We start from the raw sequence: 26,408 nt of genomic DNA, 5'->3' as shown, positions 1-26,408 counted from the left end.
CCGCCTTGCCGGGCGTGCCGCCGTCGCCGCGCCGCGATGGCGCGGGCGGCGTGTGTCGTTACGCCTCGATCAGCGTACGGGTGGCTTCGGCGACGAGGCTGCGCAGCCAGCGCACTTCGTCGGAGTAATGGCAGCGCTCGTGCCACAGCTGGTAGTACTGCATCGGCGGGAAGTCGAGCGGCGCCGGCACGACCGACAGCGGCAGGAACTTCGCGTAGTGATCGGCGAACAGGCGCGTCGTCGTGAAGATCAGGTCCGACTTCACGAGCACGTACGGTGCAAGGTTGAAGTACGGCAGCGTGACGACCACGTGGCGCTTGAGCCGTTCGCGCGCGAGATGCACGTCGATCGCGCCGCGCTGGCCGACCGAGTACGGCGTCGGCGCGAGATGCGGTGCGTTCAGGTACTGGTCGAGCGTGAGCCCGCCGCGCTTCGCGAACGGGTGCGTGTTGCTCATCAGGCAGACGATTTCGTCGACGAACAGGTTCGACAGGTGCAGTTGCTCGGGCGGTTCCGGCCAGTTGCCGACGACGATGTCGAGCTTGCCGTCCTCCAGCGCGAGCTCGTAGTCGAAGGCGGGGCCGAGCGAGTGGAACTCGAGCGTCGCGTTCGGCGCGGCCTGGCGGAAGCGTTCCACGACGGTCGGCACGAACAGCACGTTCAGGTAGTCGGGGCAGCCGATCCGATAGCAGCGGATCGACGTGGCCGGGTCGAAGTTGTGCTGCTGGAACTTGATGCGCTCGATTTCACGCAGTGCGTTCTGCACGGGCTCGAGCAGGCGCAGCCCGTATTCGGTCGGCACCATGCCGGACTTGCCGCGTACGAGCAGCGGGTCGCCGGTGATGTCGCGCAGGCGCCGCAGTGCGGCACTGATCGCCGGTTGCGACTGGTTCAGTTTGACGGCCGCGCGCGTGACGCTGCGCTCCATCAACAAGGTGTGCAAGACGCGCAAGAGGTACGTGTCGATCGCCTCGCGTTGCTGACTCATGATATCTCCGTTTTATATGTCTGGGCTGATCGAGGGGCAGGGGGGATATATCGTTTTTAATATGAAGCTGGGCCAGCGTCAAGAGATGGATACCCGCAGGTACCCGCCGCTCAGGCCTCGACAAGGGGCCCGAACGGGGTGAGATGCAGGGTGCGGAGCGCGCGGTGCCGTCCGGATGCGCGTTACGCGGATCCGGATCGCGGCGCGTGATGCAGCGCGCGTGTCAGTCGTCGATGCGCATGCCGACCTTCAGCGTGACCTGCCAGTGAACGACTTGATCGCCTTCGATGTGGCCGCGCGTTTCGGTCACCTGGAACCAGTGCAGGTTGTGCAGCGTCTTGCCGGCTTTCGAGATCGCATTGCGGATGGCATCGTCGCTCGATTGCCGCGACGAACCGGTCAGCTCGATCATCTTGTACACGTGGTCGCTCATGATGCGCTCCCTGGGATATCGACATATATCGTCGGTGCAGGTCGCGGTCCCGAAGCTGCGCCGCGCGTGCCCGGCTTCTTGAGTGATAGGTATGATGGGCGGCAAGTGCAACCCATATCGGAGACGAGGAATATCGTGGAAGTCGGATTTTGCGGACCGGGATTGATGGGCGCGCCGATGATTCGGCATTTGCTGGCGGCCGGGCATCGGGTCAGCGTGTGGAATCGCTCGCGCGACAAGGCCGAGGCGCTCGTGAAGGACGGCGCGCAGGTGGTCGGCACGCCGCGCGAACTGGCGGAACGCGTCGATACGGTATTCGTGTGCGTGCTCGACGGCCGTGCGGTCGGCGACGTCGTGTTTGGTGAGCACGGGCTGCTCTCCGGCGACGCCGCTGCGCGCCGCCTGCAGCGCATCGTCGATCACTCGAGCATTCCGCCCGCCGCAACCCGCGACTACGCGGCGCGCGCGGCCGCGCTCGGCGTCGGCTGGGTCGATGCGCCCGTATCGGGCGGTGTGCCGGGCGCGCAGGCCGGCACGCTCGCGGTGATGGCCGGCGGCCGCGCGGCCGATCTCGACGCGGTACGGCCGCTGATCGGCGCGTATGCGTCGCGCATCACGCACCTGGGCGACGCGGGTGCGGGCCAGACGGCGAAGCTGTGCAACCAGGCGATCGTCACCGCGACGGTGACCGCGATCGCCGAGGCCGTCGGTCTTGCACAGGCGAGCGGCATCGACGCCGCGCGCCTGGCCGAGGCGCTGGCTGGCGGCTGGGCCGATTCGGTGCTGCTGCAGACGTTCGTGCCGCGCATGACGTCGGGCGGCCACGCGCCGATCGGCGCGCTCAGCACGTTCCAGAAGGATGTCGATGCGATCGCCGACGCGGCGCGCGACACGGGCGCGGTGATGCCGGTATCGGCCACGGTGCAGCAGGTGCTGCGGCTTGGCGCCGCGCAGGGGCTCGCTGGCGCCGATTTCGCCGCGTTCATCGACATCGTGCGGCCCGGCAACGGGCGTCAGCAGGCGGGGTGACGAGCTAGCGGGGCGCGTAAACGGCAGATGGGCCGCCCGGAGGCGGCCCATCGAATGGCTGGCGGATCAGCCGAGCGAGCGTGGCGTCGTGTCGCCTGCGTTCTGGCGACCGAGCCCGCCGCGCAGGCTCGCTTTCGTACCTGCACCAAACTCGGGCAGGATGCGCGCGCGCGCCCGGCTCGCGAATACCAGGAAACCGAAACCGTTCGCTTCGTACCAGTATCCGCCGTTTTCGAGGCCGTCCAGTGGCTGCTCGAGCGCGTTGGCGATCGATTCGATGCAGCGCTTGCGCAGCTCGGCAATGGCCGGATAGGGCGGCTGCGCGCCGCGCACGCTGCACAGGAGCACGTCGAGACCGGGCAGCACATGCGCGTACAGGACGGGTTCGTCCTGCGCACGGGCGCGGGCAATCTTGGTGTCGAGCTGGGCAAACGGTTTCGAGTGGCGCAAAACCGCGAGGAATGACTCCTGGTCATCCTGTTGGGCACGCCGACGTTTTTTCGGGAAGGACATAAACACTCGCCTCAAAAACAATTGCAAGAAATGCGGCACTTTCATGCGACCCACTCCCGGCTATGTACGCCGCATGTCGATCCTTTATAGCACACGAAAATGCTGCATTCGTGCAGTACGACGATCAATGTCTCCCGTCGACCTGCTCGCCATGATCGACACAGCCAGCGTCTTGGCGCCCGTACTGTCGTTTAGTCTCCATCATAGACCTGCTTTCCCCGTGCGTGCATTCGCGCGTCACAAAAAAGTGAGATAGGCCGCATGCGGCGGTGCGCGGCGCGCGCAATAAAAAGGCCCGCACGGGGCGGGCCTGGCGGGCGGGGCGCTTGGCGCTCAGCGCTGCTTGAGCGAATCGCGGATCTCGCGCAGCAGCACGGTGTCTTCCGGCGTCACGGCCGGCGCGGCTTCGTCCGGCTTGCGCAGCTTGTTGATGAATTTCACCATCAGGAAAATGATGAACGCGAGGATGACGAAATTGATCGCGACCGTGATGAACGAGCCGTAACCGAACGCGGCGACACCGGCGGCCTGCAGGTCCTTGAACGAATCGGGATTACCCTTGAACGTCGGGGGGATGGTGCCGAGCAGAACGAACTTGTTCGAGAAATCCAGACCGCCGGTCAGCACGCCGATGACCGGCATGATGAGATCTTTCACGATCGAGTCGACGATCTTCGAGAACGCGCCGCCGATGATCACGCCGACGGCGAGATCCATCACGTTGCCCTTGACGGCGAACTCCTTGAATTCCTTGATGATGCTCATGAGCGGCTTTCTCCTTGTTGGGGCGAAGGGAGGCGTGCCGCGACGCGCAGGGATGCATTGCGTCGAATGAGGGTCGGTGGCACGCCGATGGCCGCATGATAGCGAACGCTCCCCATTGCCGGTAGTCCATCTTGAAATGATTGACAAATCCGCGCGTCGGCGCGGCCGGTCATGCAGGGGAGCGGGGCGTGCGTTGCAGCGCGTCGTGTCGTGCGTCGACGCGCTGCGCAGGGTCAGGTGTTGTCGTCGGTCCAGCCGTCGTCGTTGCTGCCGAGATCGACGTTGCCGCTGCCGCCGTCGCTCCAGTTCGACGCGTCGCCGCGGCCGAGGTCGAAGCCCGGGTCGGTATCCTGCCGGCGGCGCTCGCCGTCGACGATCACGTCGCGTTCGACCACGCGTTCGCGGCCGCCCGACATCGCCTCGCCGAGCAGCACGCCGGTCAGCAGCCCGCCCATCCCGCCGCCGAAACCGCCGCCGCCTTGCTGGATCACGACGGGCGGCTGCTGTTGCGGGTAGGGCTGCTGCGGATACGGCTGGCCCTGCGCGCCCGTCATGCGATCGGCTTCCTGCGCGTACACGGAGCCGCTGCCGTTTGCCGGCGCCGCGGGTTGCGCGGCCGGGTCGGGGCGGCCTTCGACACGCGCCTTCACGCTTGCATGGCGCTGTTCGAGTTCATCGACGCGATACGGCGGCACCGGATTCTTGCCGTTCGACAGCGCCTCGACGAGCGTGCGCGCATCGGCCTCGAGCGCGTCGAGTTCGCCCGTGAGCGCCGCGGCGCCGGGCGCCGTCGACAGCTTCGCATCGAGTTTCAGCGGACGGATGTCGTTCAGCACGTCGGTCGCACGCTTGAGCTGCGTGCGGCGTTCGTCGTCGGCGCGGCCGTCGTCGGCCGTGCGCGCGCGCCGCAGCGTCCAGCGCAGCACCAGCGCGATCATCGCGACGATCAGCCCGAGGCCGACCCACATGGCGGTCGACGGGCCGTGTTTTTCGGCAGGCGCGGCGGGCGCGAGCGACGGTTGCAGCGTGCCGGCCTGCGTGGCCGACGGCCTGTTGCCGCTCACGCGCGCGGCGTCGGCGCGGATGCGCGACTCGGTCTGCGCGAAGTGCGACGCGTCGGTGAAGCGCAGTTGCGGATCGAGCGACTTCGCACGCTGCAGTTGCGCGAGCGCATCGGACGCGCGGCCTTCACTGTCCAGCACCTGCGCATACAGATAGCGCGCGTGCGCGTTGTTCGGATGGGCGTCGATGACTTGCGACAGCTGCGTGTCGGCTTGTTGCCAGTTGTGCTGTGCGATCGACTGCTCGATCTGCTGAAGCGACGGTACCGCGAACGCGGCGGACGACAGCAACATCAGCGAGAGGCCGAGTGCGGCGAGAGATTTCTTCATGGTCGAACCGGGCGCGGGCGCCCGTCTCCTGACGATCGGTTCGCGCCGCGTGCCCGGGGCGGGCCGCGGCGCGGTGGCCGTTACTGCGCGGGCGTGTCGAGCTGCTTCTTCAGCGCGGCGAGGCGGTCCTCGACCGACGGGCCCTTGTTCAGTGCGGCGAGCTTGTCGTCGAGCGCCTTGCCGCTCGACGTGTCGGCCGAATTGAGGCGCGCGTCCGAGCGTGCGTTCTGCAGTGCGACCTTGTCCTCGAGCTTCTGGAAATCCTCGGACAGGTTCTTGCCGCCGATGCCGCCCAAGGCGCTGGCCGCGACGTCCTTCGCCTGTGCGATTTCCTGCTTGGCCTGCAGGATGTTCGAGCGCGCGTTCAGGTCGTTGCGGCGCTGGCGCATGTCGGCGATCTGCCCCTTCAGCTTGTCGACCGACGGTTCGAGCGTCGTCAGCTCGGCCGCGAGCGCGTCGCGCTCGGCTTCCGCGTTCGACTGCGCGGCGAGTGCCTCGCGTGCGAGTGCTTCGTCGCCGCCCTGCAGCGCGCGTTTCGCGCCGTCCTCGTACTTCTTCACCTTGTCGTCGGCCGCATCGCGCTTGCTGCGCTGGGTCGCGACCTGTGCCTCGATCTCGATCAGCGAATTCTCGGCACGGCCGATGCTGTCGTCGAGCTCCCGCACGATCTGCCGTGCGTCGCGCGACGGATCCTGTACCGAATCGGCCGCATCGTTCAGCAGGCCTTTGATCGTGCGCGAAACAGAGTCGAAAAGCGACATGAAATCCTCCGTGATTAAAAGGCGCCGCGTCACCGCGGCAATGCCCGTCGCGAGCCGTTCGCGACCCGCGTGAGCCGGCGGATATTACACCACCGGTTCACTTAAATACGGCTTAAACGCGCGAGTTCAAGCGGCATGGGCATCAGGATGTCGAACCTTTCGCGATTGAAAGAAAATCGGCCGCGGACCCCGCATTGCGTGTCCATGATAGGCCGAGGAGGATGACAATACGTTCCGGAAATCACGGTATTGCGGGAATTTTTACAAAAAATCGCGAAGGGGCCCGGTCGATTTCATTAAAATGCGCTGTCACGTCGCGGGAACGGATCGCCGCGCGGCGGGGTCTGTCGACGTGACAGCCGCATCTCGATGCACCCACTCTGATTCATTCGCTTGCATTTCCGCATGCGTCCGAGGGCGCCACGTACGCCCGCCATTCCGACATGCCAATTATCAAACGACCGCCTTCTTCTTCCGACAGGAACGAACCCCACTACACGCTGCGCCGTTCGCCGTCCGGAGCCTATTACCCCGATGACGACGAACGCGACCCTCGCAACGACGACCGCCGCGCACAGCGCAGCGGCGGCGGCGGGGGCCGTCGCTCGTTCGGCTCGCGCGTCGCGCTGTGGTTCGCCGGCCTGTTCGTGACGCTGGCGATCGTCGGCGCGCTGATCGTCGGTTACGCGCTGGTCGTGATGGCGCCGCAACTGCCGTCGCTCGATGCGCTGACCAACTACCAGCCGAAGGTGCCGCTGCGCGTGTTCACGGCCGATCACGTGCTGATCGGCGAATTCGGCGAGGAGCGCCGCAGCCTCGTGCGCTTCCAGGACATTCCGGACGTGATGAAGAAGGCCGTGCTCGCGATCGAGGACTACCGCTTCTACGAGCACGGCGGCGTCGACTTCGTCGGCATCCTGCGCGCGGGTGTCGCCGACCTGATGCACGGCGGCGCGCGCCAGGGCGCGAGCACGATCACGATGCAGGTCGCGCGCAACTTCTTCCTGTCGAGCGAGAAGACCTACACGCGCAAGATCTACGAAATGCTGCTCGCGTACAAGATCGAGAAGGCCCTGACGAAGGACCAGATCCTCGAGCTGTACATGAACCAGATCTATCTCGGCCAGCGCTCGTACGGCTTCGCGGCCGCCGCGCGCGTGTATTTCGGCAAGGACCTGAAGGACATCACGCTCGCGGAAGCGGCGATGCTCGCGGGGCTGCCGAAGGCGCCGTCCGCGTATAACCCGGTCGTCAATCCGAAGCGCGCGAAGGTGCGCCAGGAATACATCCTGAAGCGCATGCTCGAGGTCGGCTACATCACGCAGCCGCAGTACGACGAAGCCGTGAAGGAAGAGATTCACGTGCGCACGCCGGGCAACCAGTACGCGGTGCACGGCGAATACGTCGCCGAGATGGTGCGGCAGATGATGTACCAGCAGTACAAGGACGAAACCTATACGCGCGGGCTGACCGTCACGACGACGATCAACTCGGCCGACCAGGAGGCCGCGTACCAGGCCGTGCGTCGTGGCATTCTCGACTACGAGCGCCGCCACGGTTATCGCGGGCCCGAAGCGTCGATCAACCTGCCCGCGGCCGGCGACGACCGCGACGAGGCGATCGACGACGCGCTCGCCGATCACCCGGACAACGGCGACCTGCAGTCGGCGGTCGTGCTGTCGGCCTCGCCGAACGCGGTCGAGGTGCAGTTCGTCGGCGGCGCGACGACGACGATCGGTCCGGCCGGGCTGCGCTTCGTGTCGGCCGCGCTTGGGGCCCGTGCGAACAACGCGCTGCGCATCAAGCCGGGCTCGATCGTGCGCGTGCTGAAGGACGGCAAGACGGGCTGGCAGGTCGTGCAGCTGCCGCAGGTCGAAGGCGCGCTCGTCGCGATCGCGCCGCAGGACGGCGCGATCCGCTCGCTCGTCGGCGGCTTCGACTTCAACAAGAGCAAGTTCAACCACGTGACGCAGGCATGGCGGCAGCCGGGCTCGTCGTTCAAGCCGTTCATCTACTCGGCCTCGCTCGACAAGGGCATGGGGCCGGCGACGATGATCAACGACGCGCCGCTGTACTTCCCGCCGAGCGTGCCGGGCGGCACCGCGTGGGAGCCGAAGGACGACGACCAGCCTGATGGTCCGATGACGATGCGCACGGGCCTGCAGCGTTCGAAGAACCTCGTGTCGATCCGGATCCTCGCGTCGATCGGCACGCAGTATGCGCAGCAGTACGTGACGCAGCGCTTCGGCTTCGATCCCGCGAAGACGCCGCCGTATCTGCCGATGGCGCTCGGCGCGGGCCTCGTGACGCCGCTGCAGCTCGCGACCGGCTACGCGGTGTTCGCGAACGGCGGCTACAAGGTCGACCCGTACCTGATCGCCGAAGTCGACGACGCGCGCGGCCAGGCGCTGCAGAAGTCGCAGCCGGTGATCGCGGGCAGCACGGCGCCGCGCACGATCGAAGGCCGCAACGCGTACGTGATGAACAGCCTGCTGCATTCGGTCGCGACGGCCGGCACGGGCGCGGGGACCAACGCACTGGGCCGCAGCGACCTGCAGGGCAAGACGGGTACGACGAACGATGCGAAGGACGGCTGGTTCGCCGGTTACCAGCAGTCGCTCGTCGCGGTTGCGTGGATGGGCTTCGACCAGCCGAAGAGCCTCGGCAGCCGCGAATTCGGCGCGCAGCTCGCGTTGCCGATCTGGGTGAACTACATGCGCACCGCGCTGAACGGCGTGCCCGAGCAGCAGATGCCGATGCCGGACGGCCTGACCTCGCTCGACGGCGAGCTGTACTACGCCGATCGCACGCCGGGCAACGGCTTCGTCGCGAACGTCGACATCAACCCGGCCGAGAACGCGATCAGCGCGAACGACGCACTCGGCTCGGCTGGCGCGGCAGGGCTCGCGCCGCCGCCCGTCACGGCGCAGGAGAAGCAGCAGATCATGGACATGTTCGAGAACAAGTAAGCGGTACGCCGCTGTTCCGGCATGCGACGGGCGCCTTCGGGCGCCCGTTTTTTTTGCGCGTGGCCAAATTCGCCAGCAGCCAGACCGCAACAGGCGCATCGATACGCGTTCTCCGTGCATCGGGGCGCTGGCCCGTATCGCAAACGCTCACGCCGGTCGGCGCGACTAGCGCTTCAAATGGTCGTGATGTCGCAAGTACAGGTAGTCGCTGCAAACGAGGCCGAGCGTGGCAGGAAGTGTGACGGCACATATCCGGCCATCCGGACCGGTGGCCAGGGCAACAAGTGATAGACCGAGATTGACGATTACGCTCTGCAACGAAAGCCAGCGCGGATAGTAGGGCAGGCTGTCGTAACCGTGCCGTCCACGGAAACGGGTCAGGCGCCCGACAATGAACGTGCCGGCAAAACAGCTCGCACAAAGCACGAGGTATTCGGCAGTTCGATCTTGAGCGAGCAGCGCAAATGCAGCGATGATCGCAAGTTGTGCAGCGAACAATCGAACAATGGCCGTTTCGAGGAAGCGCCTGACCGGGATCAACATGGCATTCAGACAGAAAGGAGTTGAATGATTGCAGCGGAACCGCGCTGGAATTTTTTGGCGATTGGTATGCGTCCTTCAACTACAGACTGCTGGTCGCCTCCCATAGCTGCTCGAACGAGACGCCGCGAGGGAAGAAATACGACCAGCCATGTTCCTGAATGCGATCGAGTACGTAGGCACCGGTAAGCGCACCGACAATTGGACCGTACAACATGCCGATCGCGCCACCGACTATTGCTCCGCCCAGCGTACCGACTCCCGGAACGACGGATCCTGCCGCGGCTCCAAATCCTGCACCGATTCCTGCCCCCAGATACTGTCCAGCCACGGTTCCAGCGACGCCGCCGGCAACGGTTCCGGCAAGTCCCGCCCCCGAAACTTGCGCTGTTTGCTGCTCGCTCAATGTGAACCTGATTCAGGACTCCTTGACTAAATTGACGGAGATGCCGCTTGCCTCGAATGGCAAACGGCTTCGGTGATAATGAATCGCATTCTCATCGTGATCAACGCTGCGTACCCGCTCCGGAAGCGACAGTGGCGATTTTCTGCGGTGCCAACGACGCGAATCTGAGTCCGGTCGGTCCGGATGACCGCCTGCGGAATCTGGATGTGACGGGCAGATCAGCGCGCCATCCGTGCGGTCTCTCGATTGGTTTTTGACGATCGCTGGCGTGTGCTACGGCACGACGAAAACCGAACCAGGTCGACGCACACGTCGCAGCCAATGCCGCTCCATCCTTGAATGTTGCGAACCGTCACGGTCCGTCTGTAGACGATGGCCGACCGATCTTTACCGATCGTGGCTTGGGGAAACCAGAAGAATCAGAACGACGCGCAGGCCGGCACGACCGTCATGCCGACCGACTCCTGCCGGAATCGCGCCACATACGCTTGCCGGATCGCGGCGAGCCGCGCGCGCGTGTCGGGCGTATCGTCGGCGATGATACGGATCACGAAGCTGTCTTCGCGCGTGATCCCGCCGCTTGCGCGGTCGCGCCACTGGCCATGCGTGTCCCAGTAGGTGAGGTCGTCTGGGAAACGCGGCGTGACCGTATCGGCGAGGAACGCCGTGCGTTCCGCATCGGTCACGGGGCCGCGCCCCGCGATGTCGCGCCCGAACAGCAGGTCGGCCTGCAGCATGCGGTTCTCGCCCGGCTGCGTGCAGGCCGGCTGCGCGCCGACGACGGGCGAGGGCGGTGCCGCGCAGCCGGCGAGCAGCGCGATCGCCACGGCGCCGACCAGCGGCAGCACGCGGTGCCGCCACGTCGCAGCCCGTGCGTGCAGCGGCCGCATCCGCCCAATCTGCCCATTTCGCGTCGATCGACCTTCGCGCGCGCAAAACGCTGCGCGCTCAACCACTTGCGTGCTTGTCCGGCGGGTTATCAACAGGGCTGTCAACATAATCTGGGGATAACCCTAGGTTGGTCCACGTGTGCCCGCGCGGGGTCAGTGCCGCAGTTTCGCGTGCGCGAGATGCATGCCGAGCGTGCCCGGGTCGGTATTCGTGCCCGACAGCAGCACGCCGACGCGCTTGCCCTGCAGCGTCTCGCGCAGCGGGCCGAGCAGCGCGGCGAGCGCGGCCGCGCAGGCCGGTTCGACCGACAGTTTCAGGTGCGAGAACAGGAACAGCATCGCGTCGCGCAGCGCGTCGTCGGACACGGTGACGATGCGGTCGATGTGGCGCCGGCACAGCTGGTAGCTGTATTCCTCGGTATGCGGCGCCATCAGCGAATCGGCAATGGTCTGCATCGCGCTCATCTTGATCGTGTGATTCGCCGCGAAGCTGCGGCTCATCGCGTCGGCGCCTTCCGGCTCGACGCCGTACACGTGCACGCGCGGATTCGCGAGCCGCAGCGCGGTCGCCATGCCGGCCGCGAGCCCGCCGCCGCCGATCGGCACGATCACCGCGTCGAGGTCCGGGGTCTGCGTCGCCCATTCGTAGCCGAGCGTCGCGGTGCCGAGTATCGTGTGATAGCCGTTGAACGGATGAATGAAGAAGCGGCCTTCCTCGGCCTCGATCCGCCGCACGAGATCGAACGCCTGCGACGCGCTGCCCGCGAGCACGACTTCCGCGCGGTACTGCTTGCACTGCGCGATGCGCGTCGAGTTCGCGGTATGGAACATCACGACCTTCGCGCTGCTGCCGAGCCGCATCGCCGCATACGCGACGGCCGCCGCGTGATTGCCGGCCGACACGCAGGTGACGCCGGCGTCCTTGCGCGCCTCGTCGAGCGCGAGCAGGTGCGTGAATGCGCCGCGTGCCTTGAAGCTGCCGCTCACCTGCAGCAACTCGAACTTGAAGTTGACGTGCGTGCCCTCGAGGGACGGCAGGTCGGCGCGCTCGAACACGGGCGTGCGCGCGACCCAGGGCGACAACGCAAAATGCTGCGCGGCGATTTCGTCGAGCGTCGGAATCGGCTCGCCGTCGATCGTCGTATGGGCATTGCGCTGTTGTTCAGTCGACATGGCGTGGCGGGTGGCGGAGTGGGCCAGCCCGCACACGCGGGCCGGCGTGGCGGGAGGCAGTCAGTGCGCGTCGACCGACATGCTGCGGATGAACTTGCGCAGGAACTGCTCGCAGCCGGCGAGCTGCGCGAGCTCGACATACTCGTTCGGCTTGTGCGCCTGCTCGATGTTGCCGGGCCCGCAGACGACGCTCGGGATGCCCGCGCGTGCGAACAGGCCGGCCTCGGTGCCGTACGCGACCTTGCGCTTGTCCTGGTCGGCCGTCAGCGCGCGCACCAGCTGCGTGATCGCGGCCTGTTCGGTCGCGTCGAGGCCGGGCGCCGCGGCGATCTTCGAGAACTCGATCGCGGCATTCGGATGCTCGCGGCGCATCTGCGGCAGCAGCGTTTCGTGCGCATACGCTTCGATGCGCGTGAAGATCTGCTCGGGATCGAGCGTCGGCAGGTTGCGGAACTCGAAGTCGAACCGGCATTCGGCCGGCACCGTGTTGATCGCGTTGCCGCCCTGGATCGTGCTCGTCTGCGCGGTCGTGAACGGCACGTCGTACAGCTCGTCGAACGGGCCTTCGGCGCGGAAGCGCTCGGCGAGGTCGCGGATGTGGCAGATGAGGCGCGCCGCGTACTCGATCGCGTTCAGCCCCTTCGGCGTCAGCGACGAGTGCGCCGCGTGGCCGCGCACGCAGCAGCGGTACGCGTTGATGCCCTTGTGCGCGATGATCGGCCGCATGCTGGTCGGTTCGCCGACGATGCAGCCGGACGGTTGCACGCCGCGCTTGACGAGGTCGGCGATCATCAGCGGCGCGCCCGCACAGCCGATTTCTTCGTCGTAGGACAGCGCGAAATGGATCGGCTGCGCGAGTTTGGTTGCCTGCATCTCGGGCAACAGCGCCAGCGCCGTGCCGATGAAGCCCTTCATGTCGCAGGTGCCGCGGCCGTACAGCCGGCCGTCGCGGATCTCCGGCGCGAACGGGTTGCTGTCCCATTGCTGGCCGTCGACCGGCACGACGTCGGTGTGCCCCGACAGCACGATGCCGCCGTTCGTCGAGCCGTCGTGCGCGGGCACGGTCGCGAACAGGTTGGCCCAGCCCTCGCGCGGATCGTGCGTGATCGTCGATGCGATGCCCTTCGCGGCGAGCGCGTCGCGCACCGTTTCGATCAGACCGAGATTCGGCACGCGGCTCGTCGTGTCCATCGATACCAGTTGCTTGACCCAGGGCAGGCAAACGAGCGATGCGTCGCCTTGGGGTGCGGCGGACGGCGCGGTCGCGTCGAGAGTGGACATGGCAAAACTCCGTCTGATGAATGGGAAAATCATACTCAAAAACGCGCCGGGCCGCCCGCGCCGGGCGCGGTGCGGTGCAGCATCGCCGCGGCCGTCAGCGCGCCGCGGCCGCCGCTCCCTGCTTCGGGCCGAGCGCGCGCAGCGTTTCCTTGATCGTCGACACGCGGATCGCGAGATCGGGCGAGCGCGTCTCGATGCGCAGCTTGTCCTGGCCCGCGAGCTTGATGTGCCGGTGCTTCTGCACCATCTCGATGATCCGCATCGGATCGATCGGCGGGTTCGGCTCGAACTGCAGCCCGATCGCGACCTCGCTCGCGTCGATCTTCACGATGCCGAGCGGCTTCGCGGCGATGCGCAGCCGGTGCGTCTCGACCAGCGCGTGCGCCTGCGGCGGCAGCTTGCCGAAGCGGTCGATCAGTTCTTCCTGGATGCCGTCGATCGAGTCGCCGTGCTCGCAGTTCGCGAGGCGCTTGTACAGCGACAGCCGTTCCTGCACATCCGCGCAGTAGTCGGCCGGCAGGATCGCGGGCGCATGCAGGTTGATTTCCGTCGTCGCGGCGAGCGGCGCGGTGAGGTCGGGCTCCTTGCCGTTCTTCAGCGCCTTCACCGCGTCGTTCAGCATGTCCGTATAGAGCTGGAAGCCGATCTCGTGGATCTCTCCCGACTGCTTGTCGCCGAGCACTTCGCCGGTGCCGCGGATCTCGAGGTCGTGCATCGCGAGATAGAAGCCCGAACCGAGTTCCTCCATCTGCTGAATCGCCTCGAGCCGGCGCTGCGCCTGCTTGGTGAGCGCCTGCGGATCGTGGACCAGCAGGTACGCGTAGGCCTGGTGATGCGAGCGGCCGACGCGGCCGCGCAGCTGGTGGAGCTGCGCGAGGCCGAACTTGTCCGAGCGGTGCATGATGATCGTGTTCGCGCTCGGCACGTCGATGCCGGTCTCGATGATGGTCGTGCACAGCAGCACGTTCGCGCGCTGCGCGACGAAATCGCGCATCACGCGTTCGAGCTCGCGCTCGTGCATCTGGCCGTGCGCGATCACGATGCGCGCTTCGGGCACGAGCGCCTCGAGCATCGCCTTGCGGTTCTCGATCGTCTCGACCTCGTTGTGCAGGAAATACACCTGGCCGCCGCGCTTGAGCTCGCGCAGCATCGCCTCGCGGATCACGCTTTCCTCCTCGCGACGCACGAAGGTCTTGATCGCGAGCCGCTTCTGCGGCGCGGTCGCGATCACCGAGAAATCGCGCAACCCTTCGAGCGCCATCCCGAGCGTACGCGGGATCGGCGTCGCGGTGAGCGTCAGCACGTCGACTTCCGCGCGCAGCGCCTTCAGCGCTTCCTTCTGGCGCACGCCGAAACGGTGTTCCTCGTCGATGATCACGAGGCCGAGGCGTTTGAACTGCACGTCCGACGACAGCAGCTTGTGCGTGCCGATCACGATGTCGACGCTGCCTTCGTTGATCTGCGCGATCGCCGTGTTCACTTCCTTCGTGGTCTTGAAGCGCGACAGCTCGACGATCCGCACCGGCCAGTCCGCGAAGCGGTCGACGAAGGTCTGCGTGTGCTGCTCGGCGAGCAGCGTCGTGGGCGACAGCAGCGCGACCTGCTTGCCGCCCATCACCGCGATGAACGCGGCGCGCAGCGCGACCTCGGTCTTGCCGAAGCCGACGTCGCCGCACACGAGGCGATCCATCGGCTTGCCGCTCGTCATGTCGCCGATCACGGCGGCGATCGCCGCGGCCTGGTCGGGCGTTTCCTCGAAGCCGAAGCTTTCCGCGAATTTCACGTAGTCGCGCGGGTCGAGCGCGAACGCATGGCCTTCACGGGCCGCGCGGCGCGCGTACAGGTTCAGCAGCTCGGCGGCCGTGTCGCGGATCTGCTGCGCGGCCTTGCGCTTCGCGCGCTCCCACTGGCCGGAACCGAGCGCGTGCAGCGGGGCGCTGTCGGGATCGGCGCCGCTGTAGCGCGAGATCACGTGCAATTGCGCGACGGGCACGTAGAGCTTGCTCTCGCCCGAGTATTCGAGATGCAGGAATTCGGTGTCGCCTTCGCCGAGATCCATCGACACGAGGCCCATGTAGCGGCCGATGCCGTGCTGCGCGTGGACGACCGGGTCGCCGACCTTCAGCTCCGACAGGTCGCGCACCATCGCGTCGACGTTGCTGGCCTGTTCCTGCCGGCGGCGGCCCGCGCGGCGGCCGAGCGCGCCGTACAGCTCGGTTTCGGTGACGATCGCGTAGCCTTCGCCCGGCACCGAGAAACCGCTCGACAGCGGCGCGACGCCGAGCGCGAAGCGTTCGTCGCTCGCGAGCCAGCCCGCGAAGTGGTCGTTCGATACGGGGCGCAGGTGATGCTCGGCGAGCAGCTGCAGGATCGTTTCGCGGCGGCCGGCCGATTCGACGGTCAGCAGTACGCGCTTGCCCGACGATTCGACGAACGTGCGCAGCGACGCGAGCGGATCGTCCGCATGGCGGTCGACGGTGAGTTCGGGCAGCCCCGTCGCCCAACCGCCGGCCGGTTGCGCGGGCAGCACGACGCGCGCGAACGGCTTCGCGAACGCGAAGAAATCCTCGTCGGACAGGAACAGGCGCTGCGGCTCGAGGATCGGCCGCTCGCGATCGTGTGACAGGAACGCGTGGCGTTGCTTCGTATCGGCCGTGAAGCGGCGGATCGACGCGTCGAGATCGCCGGCGAACACGAGGTGCGCGTCCTGCGGCAGGTAATGGAACAGCGTGGCCGTCTCGTCGAAGAAGAGCGGCAGGTAATACTCGATGCCGGCCGACGGCACGCCGTTGCCGATGTCCTTGTAGATCGGCGCGCGGCTCGGGTCGCCTTCGAAGGTCTCGCGCCAGCGGCTGCGGAAGGCCGTGCGCGCGGCTTCGTCGAACGGAAACTCGCGGCCGGGCAGCAGCCGCACGTCGCGCACCGGGTAGAGGCTGCGCTGCGTGTCGGGATCGAACGCGCGGATCGAGTCGACCTGGTCGTCGAACAGGTCGATCCGGTACGGCAGCGGCGAACCCATCGGATACAGGTCGATCAGCGAGCCGCGCACGCAGTATTCGCCGGGCCGCACGACCTGGCTCACGTGCTCGTAGCCGGCCAGCGTGAGCTGCGCCTTCAGTTTCGCCTCGTCGAGCCGCTCGCCCTGCGCGAACGCGAACGTGTACGCGGCCATGAACGACGCGGGCGGCATCCGGTACAGCGCGGTGGTGGCGGGCACCAGCAGGATGTCGCAGCGGCCCTCGCCGAGGTCGTGCAGCGTCGCGAGACGCTCCGACACGAGGTCCTGGTGCGGCGAGAACGTGTCGTACGGCAGCGTTTCCCAGTCCGGCAGCAGGCGCACGCGCGCGTCGGGCGAGAAATAGGGGATTTCCTGCGAAAGCCGCTGGGCGTCGACCGCGTTCGCGCAGATCACGGCGAGGAGCGGCACGTCCGGGCGGTTGTCGGCGAGATAACGGGCGATGGCGAGCGCGTCGGCGGAGCCATGCGCGCCGTCGAAGGCAAAGCGCTGGCCGGGTTTGACGCGCGCTACGGGCGAGGCGGACGGGGTGGAAGCGTTATCTGGCATAGGGACGGCAGGGGTGGCGTGCACGGGCGCAGCGCGGTGCGCCGGTCGAGACGAAAGACCTATTATAAAATCCGCTTCTCGATTTCATCTTTCCGGCGTTTTCCTTTCGTGACTCCCCGACTTTTCGCCCTGATTCCCTGTGCCGGCACGGGCAGCCGTTCCGGTTCGGCCGTGCCGAAGCAATACCGCACGGTGGCCGGCCGCGCGCTCCTGCATTACACGCTCGCCGCGTTCGACGCGTGCAGCGAATTCGCGCAGACGCTCGTCGTCCTCGCGCCCGACGATTCCCATTTCGACGCGCGCCGCTTCGCGGGCCTGCGCTTCGCGGTGCGCCGCTGCGGCGGCGGCTCGCGGCAGGCGTCGGTGCTGAACGGGCTGCTCGAGCTGGGCGAATTCGGCGCGACCGATCACGACTGGGTGCTCGTGCACGACGCCGCGCGCCCGGGCATCACGCCGGAGCTGATCCGCACGCTCGTCGCGACGCTGAAGGACGACCCGGTCGGCGGCATCGTCGCGCTGCCGGTGGCCGATACGCTCAAGCGCGTGCCGGCCGGCGGCGACGCGATCGCGCGCACCGAGTCGCGCGACGCGCTGTGGCAGGCGCAGACGCCGCAGATGTTCCGCATCGGCATGCTGCGCGAGGCGATCCTGCGCGCGCAGCGCGAAGGGCACGACCTGACCGACGAAGCGAGCGCGATCGAATGGGCCGGCCATACGCCGCGCGTCGTGCAGGGCAGCCTGCGCAATTTCAAGGTCACGTACCCGGAAGATTTCGCGCTCGCGGAAGCGATCCTCGCGCGCCCCGCGAACGCTTCCTGACTTTTACCCCATCTCAATCGGAACACGCATGGATTTCAGAATCGGACAAGGCTACGACGTGCACCAGCTCGTCCCGGGGCGCCCCCTCATCATCGGCGGCGTGACGATTCCGTACGAGCGCGGCCTGCTCGGCCACTCGGACGCGGACGTGCTGCTGCACGCGATCACCGACGCGCTGTTCGGCGCGGCCGCACTCGGCGACATCGGCCGTCATTTCTCCGACACGGACGCGGCGTTCAAGGGCGCTGACAGCCGCGTGCTGCTGCGCGAGTGCGTCGCACGGGTCAAGGCGGCCGGCTTCACGATCCAGAACGTCGACAGCACCGTGATCGCGCAGGCGCCGAAGCTCGCGCCGCACATCGACGGCATGCGCGCGAACATCGCGGCCGATCTCGGGCTGCCGCTCGATCGCGTGAACGTGAAGGCGAAGACCAACGAGAAGCTCGGCTATCTCGGCCGCGGCGACGGGATCGAGGCGCAGGCCGCCGCGTTGCTCGTGAAGCAGGGCGGCTGACGCCCGGCCGTCGCGGTGCGCGGTTCGCTCCGCGCGCCGTGGTGCGGAAATGAAAAATGCCACGCTTCAGCGTGGCATTTTCGTTTGCAGCGGCGGCCGCGCGGCGCAACCGCTCATGCGGCGAATCACTCGCCTTCGGCAGCGATCACTTGCGCGGCGGCGTTGATCACCGACGCGATGCGGCCGACGTCGCGCAACTGCGTGACGGTCATCCCTTGCTCGTTCTTCAGCAGCGCATAGTGCGACTTCACGCAGAAGTGGCACTTGCCGACGATCGACGCGGCGAGCGCGTACATCTCGAACTTGCGCTTGTCGACGCCGCCGTGCGTCGCATACGCGCCCATCCGCAGCTCGGCGCGCTGCGTCTTCAGGTCGGCGTCGTCGGCCATCTCGACATATGGATACCAGGTGTTGTTCATCCCCATCAGCGCGGCCGCCGTCAGCACGGCGTTCGTTTCTTCGGGCGACAGCACGCCGGCCTCGCGGATCGTCTTCACGAGCACGCTGCTCTTCGCCGCGATCGCCGCTGCCAGCGCGACGCCGACCGCGTCCGTGCCTTCGAGCGACGAGCGCGAGATCGTGCCGTCGAGGTTCAGGCGAATGTCCTTCGCGTAGTCGGGAATACGTGCCTTAATCGAATCGATGAATTCCATTGATATCTCCTATGGGTTGGCCGTTAAAAAAGCCCGCAGGCAGGACGTGCGCCGCGGGCTTCGTGCATCGATGCGCTTACAGCGTTGCGCCGCCGACTGCACGGTTGCACGGGCACAGTTCGTCCGTTTGCAGGCCGTCCAGAATACGCAGGACTTCTGCCGGGCTACGGCCGACGTTCAGGTTGTTCACCGAAACGTGCTGGATCGTGTTGTCCGGATCGATGATGAACGTTGCACGCAGGGCCACGCCGGCTTCCTTGTCGCGCACGCCGAGCTGGTCGATCAGCTCGCCCTTGACGTCGCCGAACGCGTAGTGGTTCAGCTTGTCCAGGTCCTTGTGCTCACGGCGCCATGCGAGCTTGACGAATTCGTTGTCCGAGCTGCCGCCGAGCAGGACGGCGTCGCGCTCTTCGAACTGCTTCGTGAGCTTCGCGAACTCGACGATTTCCGTCGGGCACACGAACGTGAAATCCTTCGGATAGAAGTAGATGATCTTCCACTTGCCCGGGAACGACGCTTCGGTGACGGTCTCGAACGCCGACTGGCCGTTTTCCTCGTGATGATTGAAGCCCGGCTTCGCGGCTACGACGGTGAAAGCTTCGAGTTTATCGCCCACGGTTTTCATGCGGATACTCCTGTATGAGTTGGGAAGAAGACTGAGTCAAGCTACCTCGGTGCTGCAACGCTGATGTGACAGCATGGGGATGACTCTAACACTATTAATAAAACACTTCAATAGATTTTAGCTAACGATCTTCATAGTTTTTTTCAACTGGATCGATAGTGTGAAGTGAGAACGGCGTGGGCGAGCGCGTCACGCGGTCGCACGCGCCTTGCCGGCGCCGGGGAATTCGACCGTGACTTCGAGGCCCGCTTCGGGGTTGCGGTTGCGCAGGCGCAGCGCGCCGCGATAGCGACCGACGAGCCGCAGCACGATCGCCATCCCGAGGCCCGTGCCGTCCGCCTTGGTGCGCGCGGTGTCGACGCGATAGAACGGTCGCATCACGAGCGGCAGCTGATCCTCGGGGATGCCGGGGCCTTCGTCGCTCACCGACAGCTCGACGCGCGCGTGCGACACGCGCGTCTCGAGCGTGATGCGCGAGATGCCGTCCTGCTTGCTCTGGCCGTACTTGCGTGCGTTCTCGACGAGGTTGCCGATCACGCGGCGCATGTCGGTCTCGTCGGCTTCGATGATCGCGCTCGGCGCGAGCCGCGTGCGGATCTCGACGCCGTCCTCGCCCGACACGCGCGCGGCGACTTCCTGCGCGATCGACGACAGGTCGACGGGCTCGGGCCTGCGCTGCGACGGGCGCGCGTAGTCGATGAAGGCTGCGATGATGCGGTCCATCTGCTCGATGTCGTCGACCATCGCGTCCTTGGTCGCCTGGTCGGACGGGCTCATCTCGGTTTCGAGGCGCAGCCGCGCGAGCGGCGTGCGCAGGTCGTGCGAGATGCCCGCGAGCATCAGCGCGCGGTCGGCCTCGAGCTGTTCGAGGTCGCGCACCATTTGGTTGAAGCTGCGGTTGGTGTCGGCCGCGACGCCCATCCCGCGCTCGGGCAGCCGCTCGGGCGTCTGGCCCGAGCCGATCTGGCGCGCGGCGAGCGCCAGCCGCGCGAACGGCCGGTTCACGAGGCTCGTGATGAACGCGGAGCCGAACAACGACAGCGCGAGCGCGAACAGCCCCCAGCCGGCCCACTGCAGGCCCGTGACGTTGTCGAGCTGGTCGCGGTCGAGCGCGACCCAGTAATCGTCGTCGTCGATCTTGAAGCTGATCCACACGCCGGGAATGTCGTTGACCGATTGCGCGATCACGGTGTCGTCGCCGAGGCGGCTGCGGATGTCGTGTTCGATCAGGCGGTTCAGCGATTCGTCGGGCTGCAGCTTGAACTTGTCGGTTTTCTCGCGCGGGTAAACGCGCACGCCCTCGTTGCTCTCGAGATCCTGCAGCAGCGCACGCCGCAGATCGGGATCGGAATAGAGCAGGGCGGTGCGCGTGAGCTTCACGATCGCGACGAGCTGCAGCGCGACGCGCTGCGCACGCGGCTCGCGCTCGATGACGCGAAAGCTCTGGAACCACGCGGCGAGACTGACCGAGATCAGCAGCGCGATCAGCAGGAAGGTGCGCCAGAACAGCCCGCCGAACGCGAGCTGCAGGAGGCGCCGGTCAATACGCATGGGACGGGCCGTGGGGGGCGAAACCGGAAAAGAAAAAGATCAGGCGGCGCCGTCCGGGATGAACACGTAGCCGAGGCCCCAGACGGTCTGGATGAAACGCGGGCTGCCCGGATCCGGTTCGATCAGCTTGCGCAGGCGCGAAATCTGCACGTCGAGGCTGCGGTCGAACACTTCGTATTCACGGCCGCGCGCGAGCTCCATCAGCTTCTCGCGCGACAGCGGCTGGCGCGGATGGCGTGCGAACACCTTCAGCACCGAGAATTCGCCGGTCGTCAGCGGAATTTCCTGGCCGGACTTCGTCAGCGTGCGCGTCGCGAGATTCAGCGAGAACTCGCCGAACTCGAACACCTCGGTGGTTTCCGACGGCGCGCCCGGCAGTTCGGCCGGCGCCTGGCGGCGCAGCACCGCATGAATGCGCGCGACGAGCTCGCGCGGGTTGAACGGCTTCGGCAGGTAATCGTCGGCGCCCATCTCGAGGCCGACGATGCGATCGACATCCTCGCCCTTCGCGGTGAGCATGATGATCGGCGTGCGGTCGTTGCTGCCGCGCAGGCGGCGGCAGATCGACAGGCCGTCTTCGCCGGGGAGCATCAGGTCGAGCACGAGCAGGTCGAAACGCTCGCGTACCCAGAGCTTGTTCATCGCGGTCGCGTTTTCCGCGACATATACGTTGAAACCCTGCTCGCCGAGATAGCGGCGCAGCAGATCGCGCAGGCGCGGGTCGTCGTCGACGACGAGAATCTTGGAGGGGTTTTTCGTTTCCATGATCGGCATCTTATCGCGAATGGGAATTGACGCACGGCCACGTATTTTCGTGCGTTACAGTCAGTTACAAAATTTACCCGTAGTGTCGCGCAGAGTAAAGGCAGGCTATAGAGATTCCTTTACTCGAAGCTGAAATTCGGTAGATACTCCCCAGCACTCCATCTTTCATCTTTGCACACCCGATTTCCGCAGGGTTTTTCAAGTACCAGAGGTAGCCGGTTGCCGCGTGACGAAGGGAACAAATCGACCAAAGAAGCGAGGACGGTCATGCGATCTGTCCGGATTGCACTGATGCTGACGATCGCGCTCGCCGGTCCGTATGCGTCGAACTTCGCGTATGCGCAACGTCCCGAGCAGGGCGCCCCGGCGCGCAAACTGCCGCGCGGCAAGGCGCCGCAGCCCGATCGTCCCGCCGAGATGACGGTCCGTTCCGCCGTGCCTCCCGATCTCGAACAGCGCCGCCGTGACGGGCATATGACGCCCGAAGAACGTCACCTCTTGCGCCAGCACATCGAAGACGCCGTTCGCGAGTTGTACAAGCGCTGACACGCGCCGTCTTTCGTATTGCGCGGAAAATCCCGCGCGGAAAAAATTCGTAGCAATTTTTCCGTCAACTTTCGCCTGTCGAATGCCGTTGTATCGGCATCCGCACCGCCGGTGCGTTCCGGGAGTCCATGACGATGAAAGCGAACGCTGCCGTACCGGCGCCGTCGCCCGCTATGCAGTCGCCGCTCGACGCCGACGATGCATTGTTTTTCCTGAGTCGCACCGGTTTTTCTCCCGCGCCCGCCGATGTCGCGCGCGTCGTCGGCATGACGCGCGCGCAGGTCGTTGCCGACACGCTCGGCAACGTTCGCCGCGAACCCGTCACGACCTGGCCGGACTGGATCGGCACGTTGCCGCCGACGCGCGCGCAGCGTCAGGCGCTGACGCCCGACATGCGGCGCGACGAACAGAACGAGCGCAATCGCCGTTACGATGCGTTGCGCGCGGCCTGGGTCAACGAGATGGTCGTCACGCCGTCGCCGCTGACCGAGCGCATGACGCTGTTCTGGCACGGGCACTTCACGTCGGGGCAGGACAAGGTACCTTACCCGCAGACGATGGCCGCGCAGAACGCGCTGTTTCGCAGCGAGGCGCTTGGCAACTTCGGCACGCTGCTGCACGCGGTCGCGAAGGATCCGGCGATGCTGCAGTATCTCGACGGCGCGAGCAATCGGAAGGGGCGCCCGAACGAGAACTTCGCACGCGAGGTAATGGAGCTGTTCACGCTCGGCGAGGGACACTACACGCAATACGATGTGACCGAAGCCGCGCGCGCGATGACGGGCTGGACGGTCGATCCCGATACGCTGCGCTTCGAGGTGCGGCCGGATCTGCACGACGCGGGCATCAAGACGATTCTCGGGGAAACGGGGCCGTTCGACGGCGACGCCTTTCTCGACATCCTGCTGAAGCGGCCGGGCACCGCGCGCTTCATCGTCGGCAAGCTGTGGCGCGAGTTCGTGTCCGATACGCCCGACGCAAGCGCGCTCGATGCGGTGGCCGACCGGTTTCGCGCGAGCGGCTACGACATTCGCGCGGCGCTCGCCGCGCTGTGGTCGACCGACGCGTTCTGGGATCCGCGCAACCGCGGCGTGCTCGTCAAGTCGCCGGCCGAGTTCGTCGTCGGGTCGGTGCGGCTGTTCGACGTCGCCTACGGCGATCCGCAGATGCTCGCGAACACCGTGCGCACGCTCGGGCAGAACCTGTTCTATCCGCCGAACGTGAAGGGCTGGCCCGGTGGCGCGTTATGGATCAACAGCACCACGCTGCTCGCGCGCAAGCAGTTCGTCGAGCAACTGTTCCGCGCGACGGAGACGGCCGGCATGCGGCCGCCCGCTCCCGCAATGGCGCCGTCGCCGAATGCCCGTGCGCACGCGATGCCGGTGGCCGACACCGCATCCGCCGCCGGCATGCGCGGGCCGGCCAAGCCCGCGCGCGCCGGCCTGCGCTTCGATCTCGAGCGCTGGCTTGCGCAATATCGCGCGCGGCCGCAGGCGATCGCGGGATTGTCGACCGAGCTGCAGTTGCAGCATGCGGTGCTGCAACTTTCACCGGTCGCGGCGATCGACACGGATTCGACCGGCAGTGCGTATCTCGAAGCGCTGCTGATGGATCCGGCCTATCAACTGAAATGATGCAAACGACGACGAATCGGGGAGCCGGTGCGGCAAAGGTGCCGGGCGGCGAACCAAAGGATGCGCGATGAACCGACGTGATTTTCTGACGCTGACGGGCGCGGCGGCCGCGGCCGGCGTGTCGATGTGGCAGTCGCCCGCGCTGGCGGCCGCATCGACGGGACGGCAACCGGCGGCCGGGTACGCGAACGTGCTGATCCTCGTCGAGCTGAAGGGCGGTAACGACGGCCTCAACACGGTGGTGCCGTATGCGGACCCGCTGTATTACCAGTTCCGGCGCAGCATCGGCATCAAGCGCGAGCAGGTGCTGCAGCTCGACGCACACACGGGGCTGCACCCGTCGCTCGCGCCGCTGATGCCGCTGTGGCGCGACGGACAGGTCGCGGTCGTGCAGGGCGTCGGTTATCCGCAGCCGAACCTGTCGCATTTCCGCTCGATCGAGATCTGGGATACCGCGTCGCGCTCGGACCAGTATCTGCACGAAGGCTGGCTCACGCGCACGTTCGCGCAGGCGCCCGTGCCGCCCGGTTTCGCGGCGGACGGCGTCGTGCTCGGCAGCGCCGAGATGGGGCCGCTCGCGAATGGCTCGCGCGCGATCGCGCTCGTCAATCCCGCGCAGTTCATCCGTGCGGCCCGGCTTGCCGAGCCGTCGTCGCTGCGCGAGCAGAACCCGGCGCTCGCGCACATCATCGACGTCGAGAACGACATCGTGAAGGCGGCCGACCGGTTGCGTCCGCGCGGCGGGATGCGTGAATTCAAGACGGCATTTCCGGCCGGCGCGTTCGGCACGTCGGTCAAGACCGCGATGCAGGTGCTGGCCGCGTGCGAAGCGTCCGGGCCCGGCGCGCAGGATGGTGTCGCGGTGCTGCGACTGACGCTCAACGGCTTCGACACGCACCAGAACCAGCCGGGGCAGCAGGCCGCGCTGCTCAAGCAGTTCGCGGAAGGGATGAGCGCGATGCGCGGCGCGCTGATCGAGCTCGGGCGCTGGAACCAGACGCTCGTGATGACGTATGCGGAATTCGGGCGGCGCGTGCGCGAGAACCAGAGCAACGGCACCGATCACGGCACGGCCGCGCCGCATTTCGTGATGGGGGGCCGTGTGGCCGGCGGGCTGTATGGCGCGCCGCCGGCGCTCGGGCGGCTCGACGGCAACGGCAACCTGCCGGTCGCGGTCGATTTCCGCCAGCTCTACGCGACCGTGCTGGGTCCGTGGTGGGGGCTCGACGCGACGCGCGTACTGCAGCAGCGCTTCGACACGCTGCCGTTGTTGAAGGCGTGATGCGCCGGGTTCAGCGCCGGCGCGCGGCGCGCCACGCGATCCACAGCTTGCGGATCGGCGTCAGCGCGATGCGCTGGTGCAGCACCTGGTAACCGCCGCGTTCGATTTCGTCGAGCAGCGCGCCGGCCAGTGCGATCTGCGCACGCAGCGTGCGCTGCGCGCGGCGTTCGGATGAAGGGATCGCCGCTTCAGCGGCGGCAAGCGCCTCGCGCGCGCGGGCCGTCTGGAATTGCAGCAATTCGGTGAAGGCCGGGCTGTAGCGGCGGTTCAGCAGGTCGGCCGCGGTCACGTTGTAGCGCTGCAGTTCGTCGATCGGCAGGTAGATGCGGCCGTGGCGCGCGTCGTTGCCGAGTTCCTGCACGAATTGCGCGAGCATCAGCGCGTGGCCGGCGTCCGCGGCCCACGGTTGCGGGTCGGCCGGGTTCGCGGCGCCGGCGCGCGCGACCAGCGACGCGAAGGTGCCGCCGGCCTGTGCGATGTAGCGCTGCAGGTTCGGGAAATCGAGGTAGCGCGCCTGTTCGAGGTCCATCCCGTAGCCGTTGACGAGCGTGCGCAGTGCGTCGGCCTCGGTGGCGATCGCCGGATGATGCTGCGCGAGCGCCTTCGTGACGGGGTGCGACGGTTCTCCGGCGGCCAGCGCCGCGAGTTCCTTGTGCCACCACGCGAGCTTCGTGTGTCCGACGGTCGGGTCGCTGGTTTCCTTGACGGTTTCCTCGAGTTCGCGACGCAGCGCGAACAGCGCCGTCAGGCGCGGTTGCGCGGCGAGCGGCGCCTGACGCAACGCGTAATAGACGCTGGAGCCCGCGGGGGCGGCCTTTTGCTGACAGTAGTCGTCGAAGTTCACGGGCGGAATCGTGTGGGGGGGCGGGTTCGGGGGACGCGCGACGGCACGGTGCCGAAACGTCGAGCGCGGCATTCTAGCACCGCCGCACGACGGGTGCCGGCGGGGCGAGACAAGGCCGCACGGATCGGGTAGAATCTCGCGCTCGCCTAATCGGGCGTGCCGGTTTTCGGGCCGGCGTGACGTCCCGGGCGCGTGGAGAACGCATCTTGCGTGCCGCGCGGTCAGGCGACAGAAAATACGCGTGAGTGGCGAAATTGGTAGACGCACCAGGTTTAGGTCCTGACGCCCGCAAGGGTGTGCCGGTTCGAGTCCGGCCTCACGCACCAGAAGTCGAACACGTACCCGCCAGGATGCGTGTTCCGGAAAAAGCGCTGCCGGTCGGCTGACCGCAGCGCTTTTTCTTTTGATGCTGGCGCTTTCTCTGGAATGCGGGCACTAACGAGCGCTCACGGAACGTCGGCCGCGTGTAAT

23 protein-coding genes and 1 tRNA gene are annotated in these 26,408 nt (G+C 66.7%); 8 read left to right on the top strand and 16 right to left on the bottom strand.

Going from position 1 to position 26,408, the window contains the following annotated elements; all coding sequences use genetic code 11:
- Nucleotides 1-58 precede the first annotated feature (58 nt).
- Both ACN22W_RS10895 and ACN22W_RS10890 read right to left on the bottom strand, forming a co-directional pair.
- Nucleotides 59-988, bottom strand: a complete 930-nt coding sequence (locus tag ACN22W_RS10895) for a LysR substrate-binding domain-containing protein (RefSeq protein WP_006762467.1) — start codon at nt 986-988, stop codon at nt 59-61.
- A 223-nt stretch (nt 989-1,211) separates the two neighbouring features.
- On the bottom strand, nt 1,212-1,421 hold the full coding sequence (locus ACN22W_RS10890) for a dodecin (RefSeq protein ID WP_006493215.1): 210 nt from the start codon (nt 1,419-1,421) through the stop codon (nt 1,212-1,214).
- 135 nt (nt 1,422-1,556) lie between these two features.
- Here ACN22W_RS10890 and ACN22W_RS10885 point away from each other — a divergent pair, with 135 nt between their 5' ends.
- Complete coding sequence (locus tag ACN22W_RS10885) at nt 1,557-2,450, top strand: NAD(P)-dependent oxidoreductase (protein ID WP_419684176.1); 894 nt, start codon at nt 1,557-1,559, stop codon at nt 2,448-2,450.
- A gap of 66 nt (nt 2,451-2,516) precedes the next feature.
- Here the strand turns inward: ACN22W_RS10885 and ACN22W_RS10880 are convergent, their stop codons facing one another.
- The 4 genes from ACN22W_RS10880 to ACN22W_RS10865 all read right to left on the bottom strand — a co-directional run bounded on the left by ACN22W_RS10880 (nt 2,517) and on the right by ACN22W_RS10865 (nt 5,880).
- Entirely contained in the window at nt 2,517-2,963 is a 447-nt protein-coding gene (locus ACN22W_RS10880) for a hypothetical protein (RefSeq protein ID WP_419687409.1), read from the bottom strand.
- A gap of 333 nt (nt 2,964-3,296) precedes the next feature.
- Nucleotides 3,297-3,728 carry a large conductance mechanosensitive channel protein MscL gene (gene mscL, locus ACN22W_RS10875; RefSeq protein ID WP_193098579.1) on the bottom strand — a complete coding sequence of 144 codons (432 nt, stop codon included), beginning with the start codon at nt 3,726-3,728 and terminating at the stop codon, nt 3,297-3,299.
- A 233-nt stretch (nt 3,729-3,961) separates the two neighbouring features.
- Complete coding sequence (locus ACN22W_RS10870) at nt 3,962-5,119, bottom strand: tetratricopeptide repeat protein (protein WP_419684174.1); 1,158 nt, start codon at nt 5,117-5,119, stop codon at nt 3,962-3,964.
- Nucleotides 5,120-5,199: 80 nt separating this feature from the next.
- A complete protein-coding gene (locus ACN22W_RS10865; RefSeq protein ID WP_048248525.1) occupies nt 5,200-5,880 on the bottom strand; it encodes a PspA/IM30 family protein in 681 nt (226 codons plus the stop codon).
- 443 nt (nt 5,881-6,323) lie between these two features.
- On the opposite strand from ACN22W_RS10865, the gene ACN22W_RS10860 reads away from it, so the two are divergent.
- Nucleotides 6,324-8,849, top strand: a complete 2,526-nt coding sequence (locus ACN22W_RS10860; protein ID WP_193098577.1) for a penicillin-binding protein 1A — start codon at nt 6,324-6,326, stop codon at nt 8,847-8,849.
- Nucleotides 8,850-9,014: 165 nt separating this feature from the next.
- On the opposite strand, the gene ACN22W_RS10855 is transcribed toward ACN22W_RS10860, so the two are convergent.
- From ACN22W_RS10855 to mfd, 5 genes are all read right to left on the bottom strand, one after another.
- Nucleotides 9,015-9,392, bottom strand: a complete 378-nt coding sequence (locus tag ACN22W_RS10855) for a hypothetical protein (protein ID WP_419684171.1) — start codon at nt 9,390-9,392, stop codon at nt 9,015-9,017.
- Nucleotides 9,393-10,214: 822 nt separating this feature from the next.
- Nucleotides 10,215-10,685 (bottom strand): DUF3574 domain-containing protein, encoded by a 471-nt coding sequence (locus ACN22W_RS10850; RefSeq protein WP_419684170.1) that lies wholly within the window; start codon nt 10,683-10,685, stop codon nt 10,215-10,217.
- A 153-nt stretch (nt 10,686-10,838) separates the two neighbouring features.
- Nucleotides 10,839-11,858 carry a threonine/serine dehydratase gene (locus ACN22W_RS10845; protein ID WP_129512367.1) on the bottom strand — a complete coding sequence of 340 codons (1,020 nt, stop codon included), beginning with the start codon at nt 11,856-11,858 and terminating at the stop codon, nt 10,839-10,841.
- A 60-nt stretch (nt 11,859-11,918) separates the two neighbouring features.
- A complete protein-coding gene (gene argE / locus ACN22W_RS10840; protein WP_193098575.1) occupies nt 11,919-13,139 on the bottom strand; it encodes an acetylornithine deacetylase in 1,221 nt (406 codons plus the stop codon).
- Between the two features lie 94 nt (nt 13,140-13,233).
- Nucleotides 13,234-16,704 carry a transcription-repair coupling factor gene (gene mfd / locus ACN22W_RS10835; RefSeq protein ID WP_419684167.1) on the bottom strand — a complete coding sequence of 1,157 codons (3,471 nt, stop codon included), beginning with the start codon at nt 16,702-16,704 and terminating at the stop codon, nt 13,234-13,236.
- Between the two features lie 108 nt (nt 16,705-16,812).
- Between mfd and ispD the strand changes: the two genes are divergently transcribed.
- Both ispD and ispF read left to right on the top strand, forming a co-directional pair.
- The gene (gene ispD / locus ACN22W_RS10830; RefSeq protein ID WP_129512364.1) at nt 16,813-17,523 is read left to right on the top strand and encodes a 2-C-methyl-D-erythritol 4-phosphate cytidylyltransferase; all 711 of its coding nucleotides are present in this window, start codon (nt 16,813-16,815) and stop codon (nt 17,521-17,523) included.
- 28 nt (nt 17,524-17,551) lie between these two features.
- Nucleotides 17,552-18,037, top strand: coding sequence for a 2-C-methyl-D-erythritol 2,4-cyclodiphosphate synthase (ispF, locus tag ACN22W_RS10825; protein WP_419684164.1), 486 nt, complete (start codon nt 17,552-17,554; stop codon nt 18,035-18,037).
- Nucleotides 18,038-18,162: 125 nt separating this feature from the next.
- On the opposite strand, the gene ACN22W_RS10820 is transcribed toward ispF, so the two are convergent.
- The 4 genes from ACN22W_RS10820 to ompR all read right to left on the bottom strand — a co-directional run bounded on the left by ACN22W_RS10820 (nt 18,163) and on the right by ompR (nt 21,640).
- A complete protein-coding gene (locus tag ACN22W_RS10820) occupies nt 18,163-18,690 on the bottom strand; it encodes a carboxymuconolactone decarboxylase family protein (RefSeq protein ID WP_048248515.1) in 528 nt (175 codons plus the stop codon).
- Nucleotides 18,691-18,766: 76 nt separating this feature from the next.
- Nucleotides 18,767-19,315 carry a peroxiredoxin gene (locus ACN22W_RS10815; RefSeq protein ID WP_193098573.1) on the bottom strand — a complete coding sequence of 183 codons (549 nt, stop codon included), beginning with the start codon at nt 19,313-19,315 and terminating at the stop codon, nt 18,767-18,769.
- A gap of 189 nt (nt 19,316-19,504) precedes the next feature.
- Nucleotides 19,505-20,866, bottom strand: a complete 1,362-nt coding sequence (locus ACN22W_RS10810; RefSeq protein ID WP_129512361.1) for an ATP-binding protein — start codon at nt 20,864-20,866, stop codon at nt 19,505-19,507.
- Nucleotides 20,867-20,905: 39 nt separating this feature from the next.
- On the bottom strand, nt 20,906-21,640 hold the full coding sequence (gene ompR, locus ACN22W_RS10805) for a two-component system response regulator OmpR (RefSeq protein ID WP_006478565.1): 735 nt from the start codon (nt 21,638-21,640) through the stop codon (nt 20,906-20,908).
- Nucleotides 21,641-21,898: 258 nt separating this feature from the next.
- Between ompR and ACN22W_RS10800 the strand changes: the two genes are divergently transcribed.
- From ACN22W_RS10800 to ACN22W_RS10790, 3 genes are all read left to right on the top strand, one after another.
- A complete protein-coding gene (locus ACN22W_RS10800; protein WP_419687408.1) occupies nt 21,899-22,177 on the top strand; it encodes a hypothetical protein in 279 nt (92 codons plus the stop codon).
- Nucleotides 22,178-22,311: 134 nt separating this feature from the next.
- The gene (locus tag ACN22W_RS10795; RefSeq protein ID WP_419684159.1) at nt 22,312-23,811 is read left to right on the top strand and encodes a DUF1800 domain-containing protein; all 1,500 of its coding nucleotides are present in this window, start codon (nt 22,312-22,314) and stop codon (nt 23,809-23,811) included.
- A gap of 67 nt (nt 23,812-23,878) precedes the next feature.
- Complete coding sequence (locus tag ACN22W_RS10790; RefSeq protein ID WP_419684157.1) at nt 23,879-25,093, top strand: DUF1501 domain-containing protein; 1,215 nt, start codon at nt 23,879-23,881, stop codon at nt 25,091-25,093.
- Nucleotides 25,094-25,103: 10 nt separating this feature from the next.
- Here the strand turns inward: ACN22W_RS10790 and hpnD are convergent, their stop codons facing one another.
- Entirely contained in the window at nt 25,104-25,937 is an 834-nt protein-coding gene (gene hpnD, locus ACN22W_RS10785) for a presqualene diphosphate synthase HpnD (protein WP_419684155.1), read from the bottom strand.
- Nucleotides 25,938-26,176: 239 nt separating this feature from the next.
- Here hpnD and ACN22W_RS10780 point away from each other — a divergent pair.
- Nucleotides 26,177-26,263: transfer RNA gene (locus tag ACN22W_RS10780), tRNA-Leu, on the top strand.
- Nucleotides 26,264-26,408 lie beyond the last annotated feature (145 nt).

The organism is Burkholderia theae (assembly GCF_048565265.1).
Classification (GTDB): Bacteria; Pseudomonadota; Gammaproteobacteria; order Burkholderiales; family Burkholderiaceae; genus Burkholderia; species Burkholderia theae.
The sequence above is the reverse complement of the archived record's forward strand: the minus strand, read 5'-3'. Positions and strand labels throughout refer to the sequence as shown.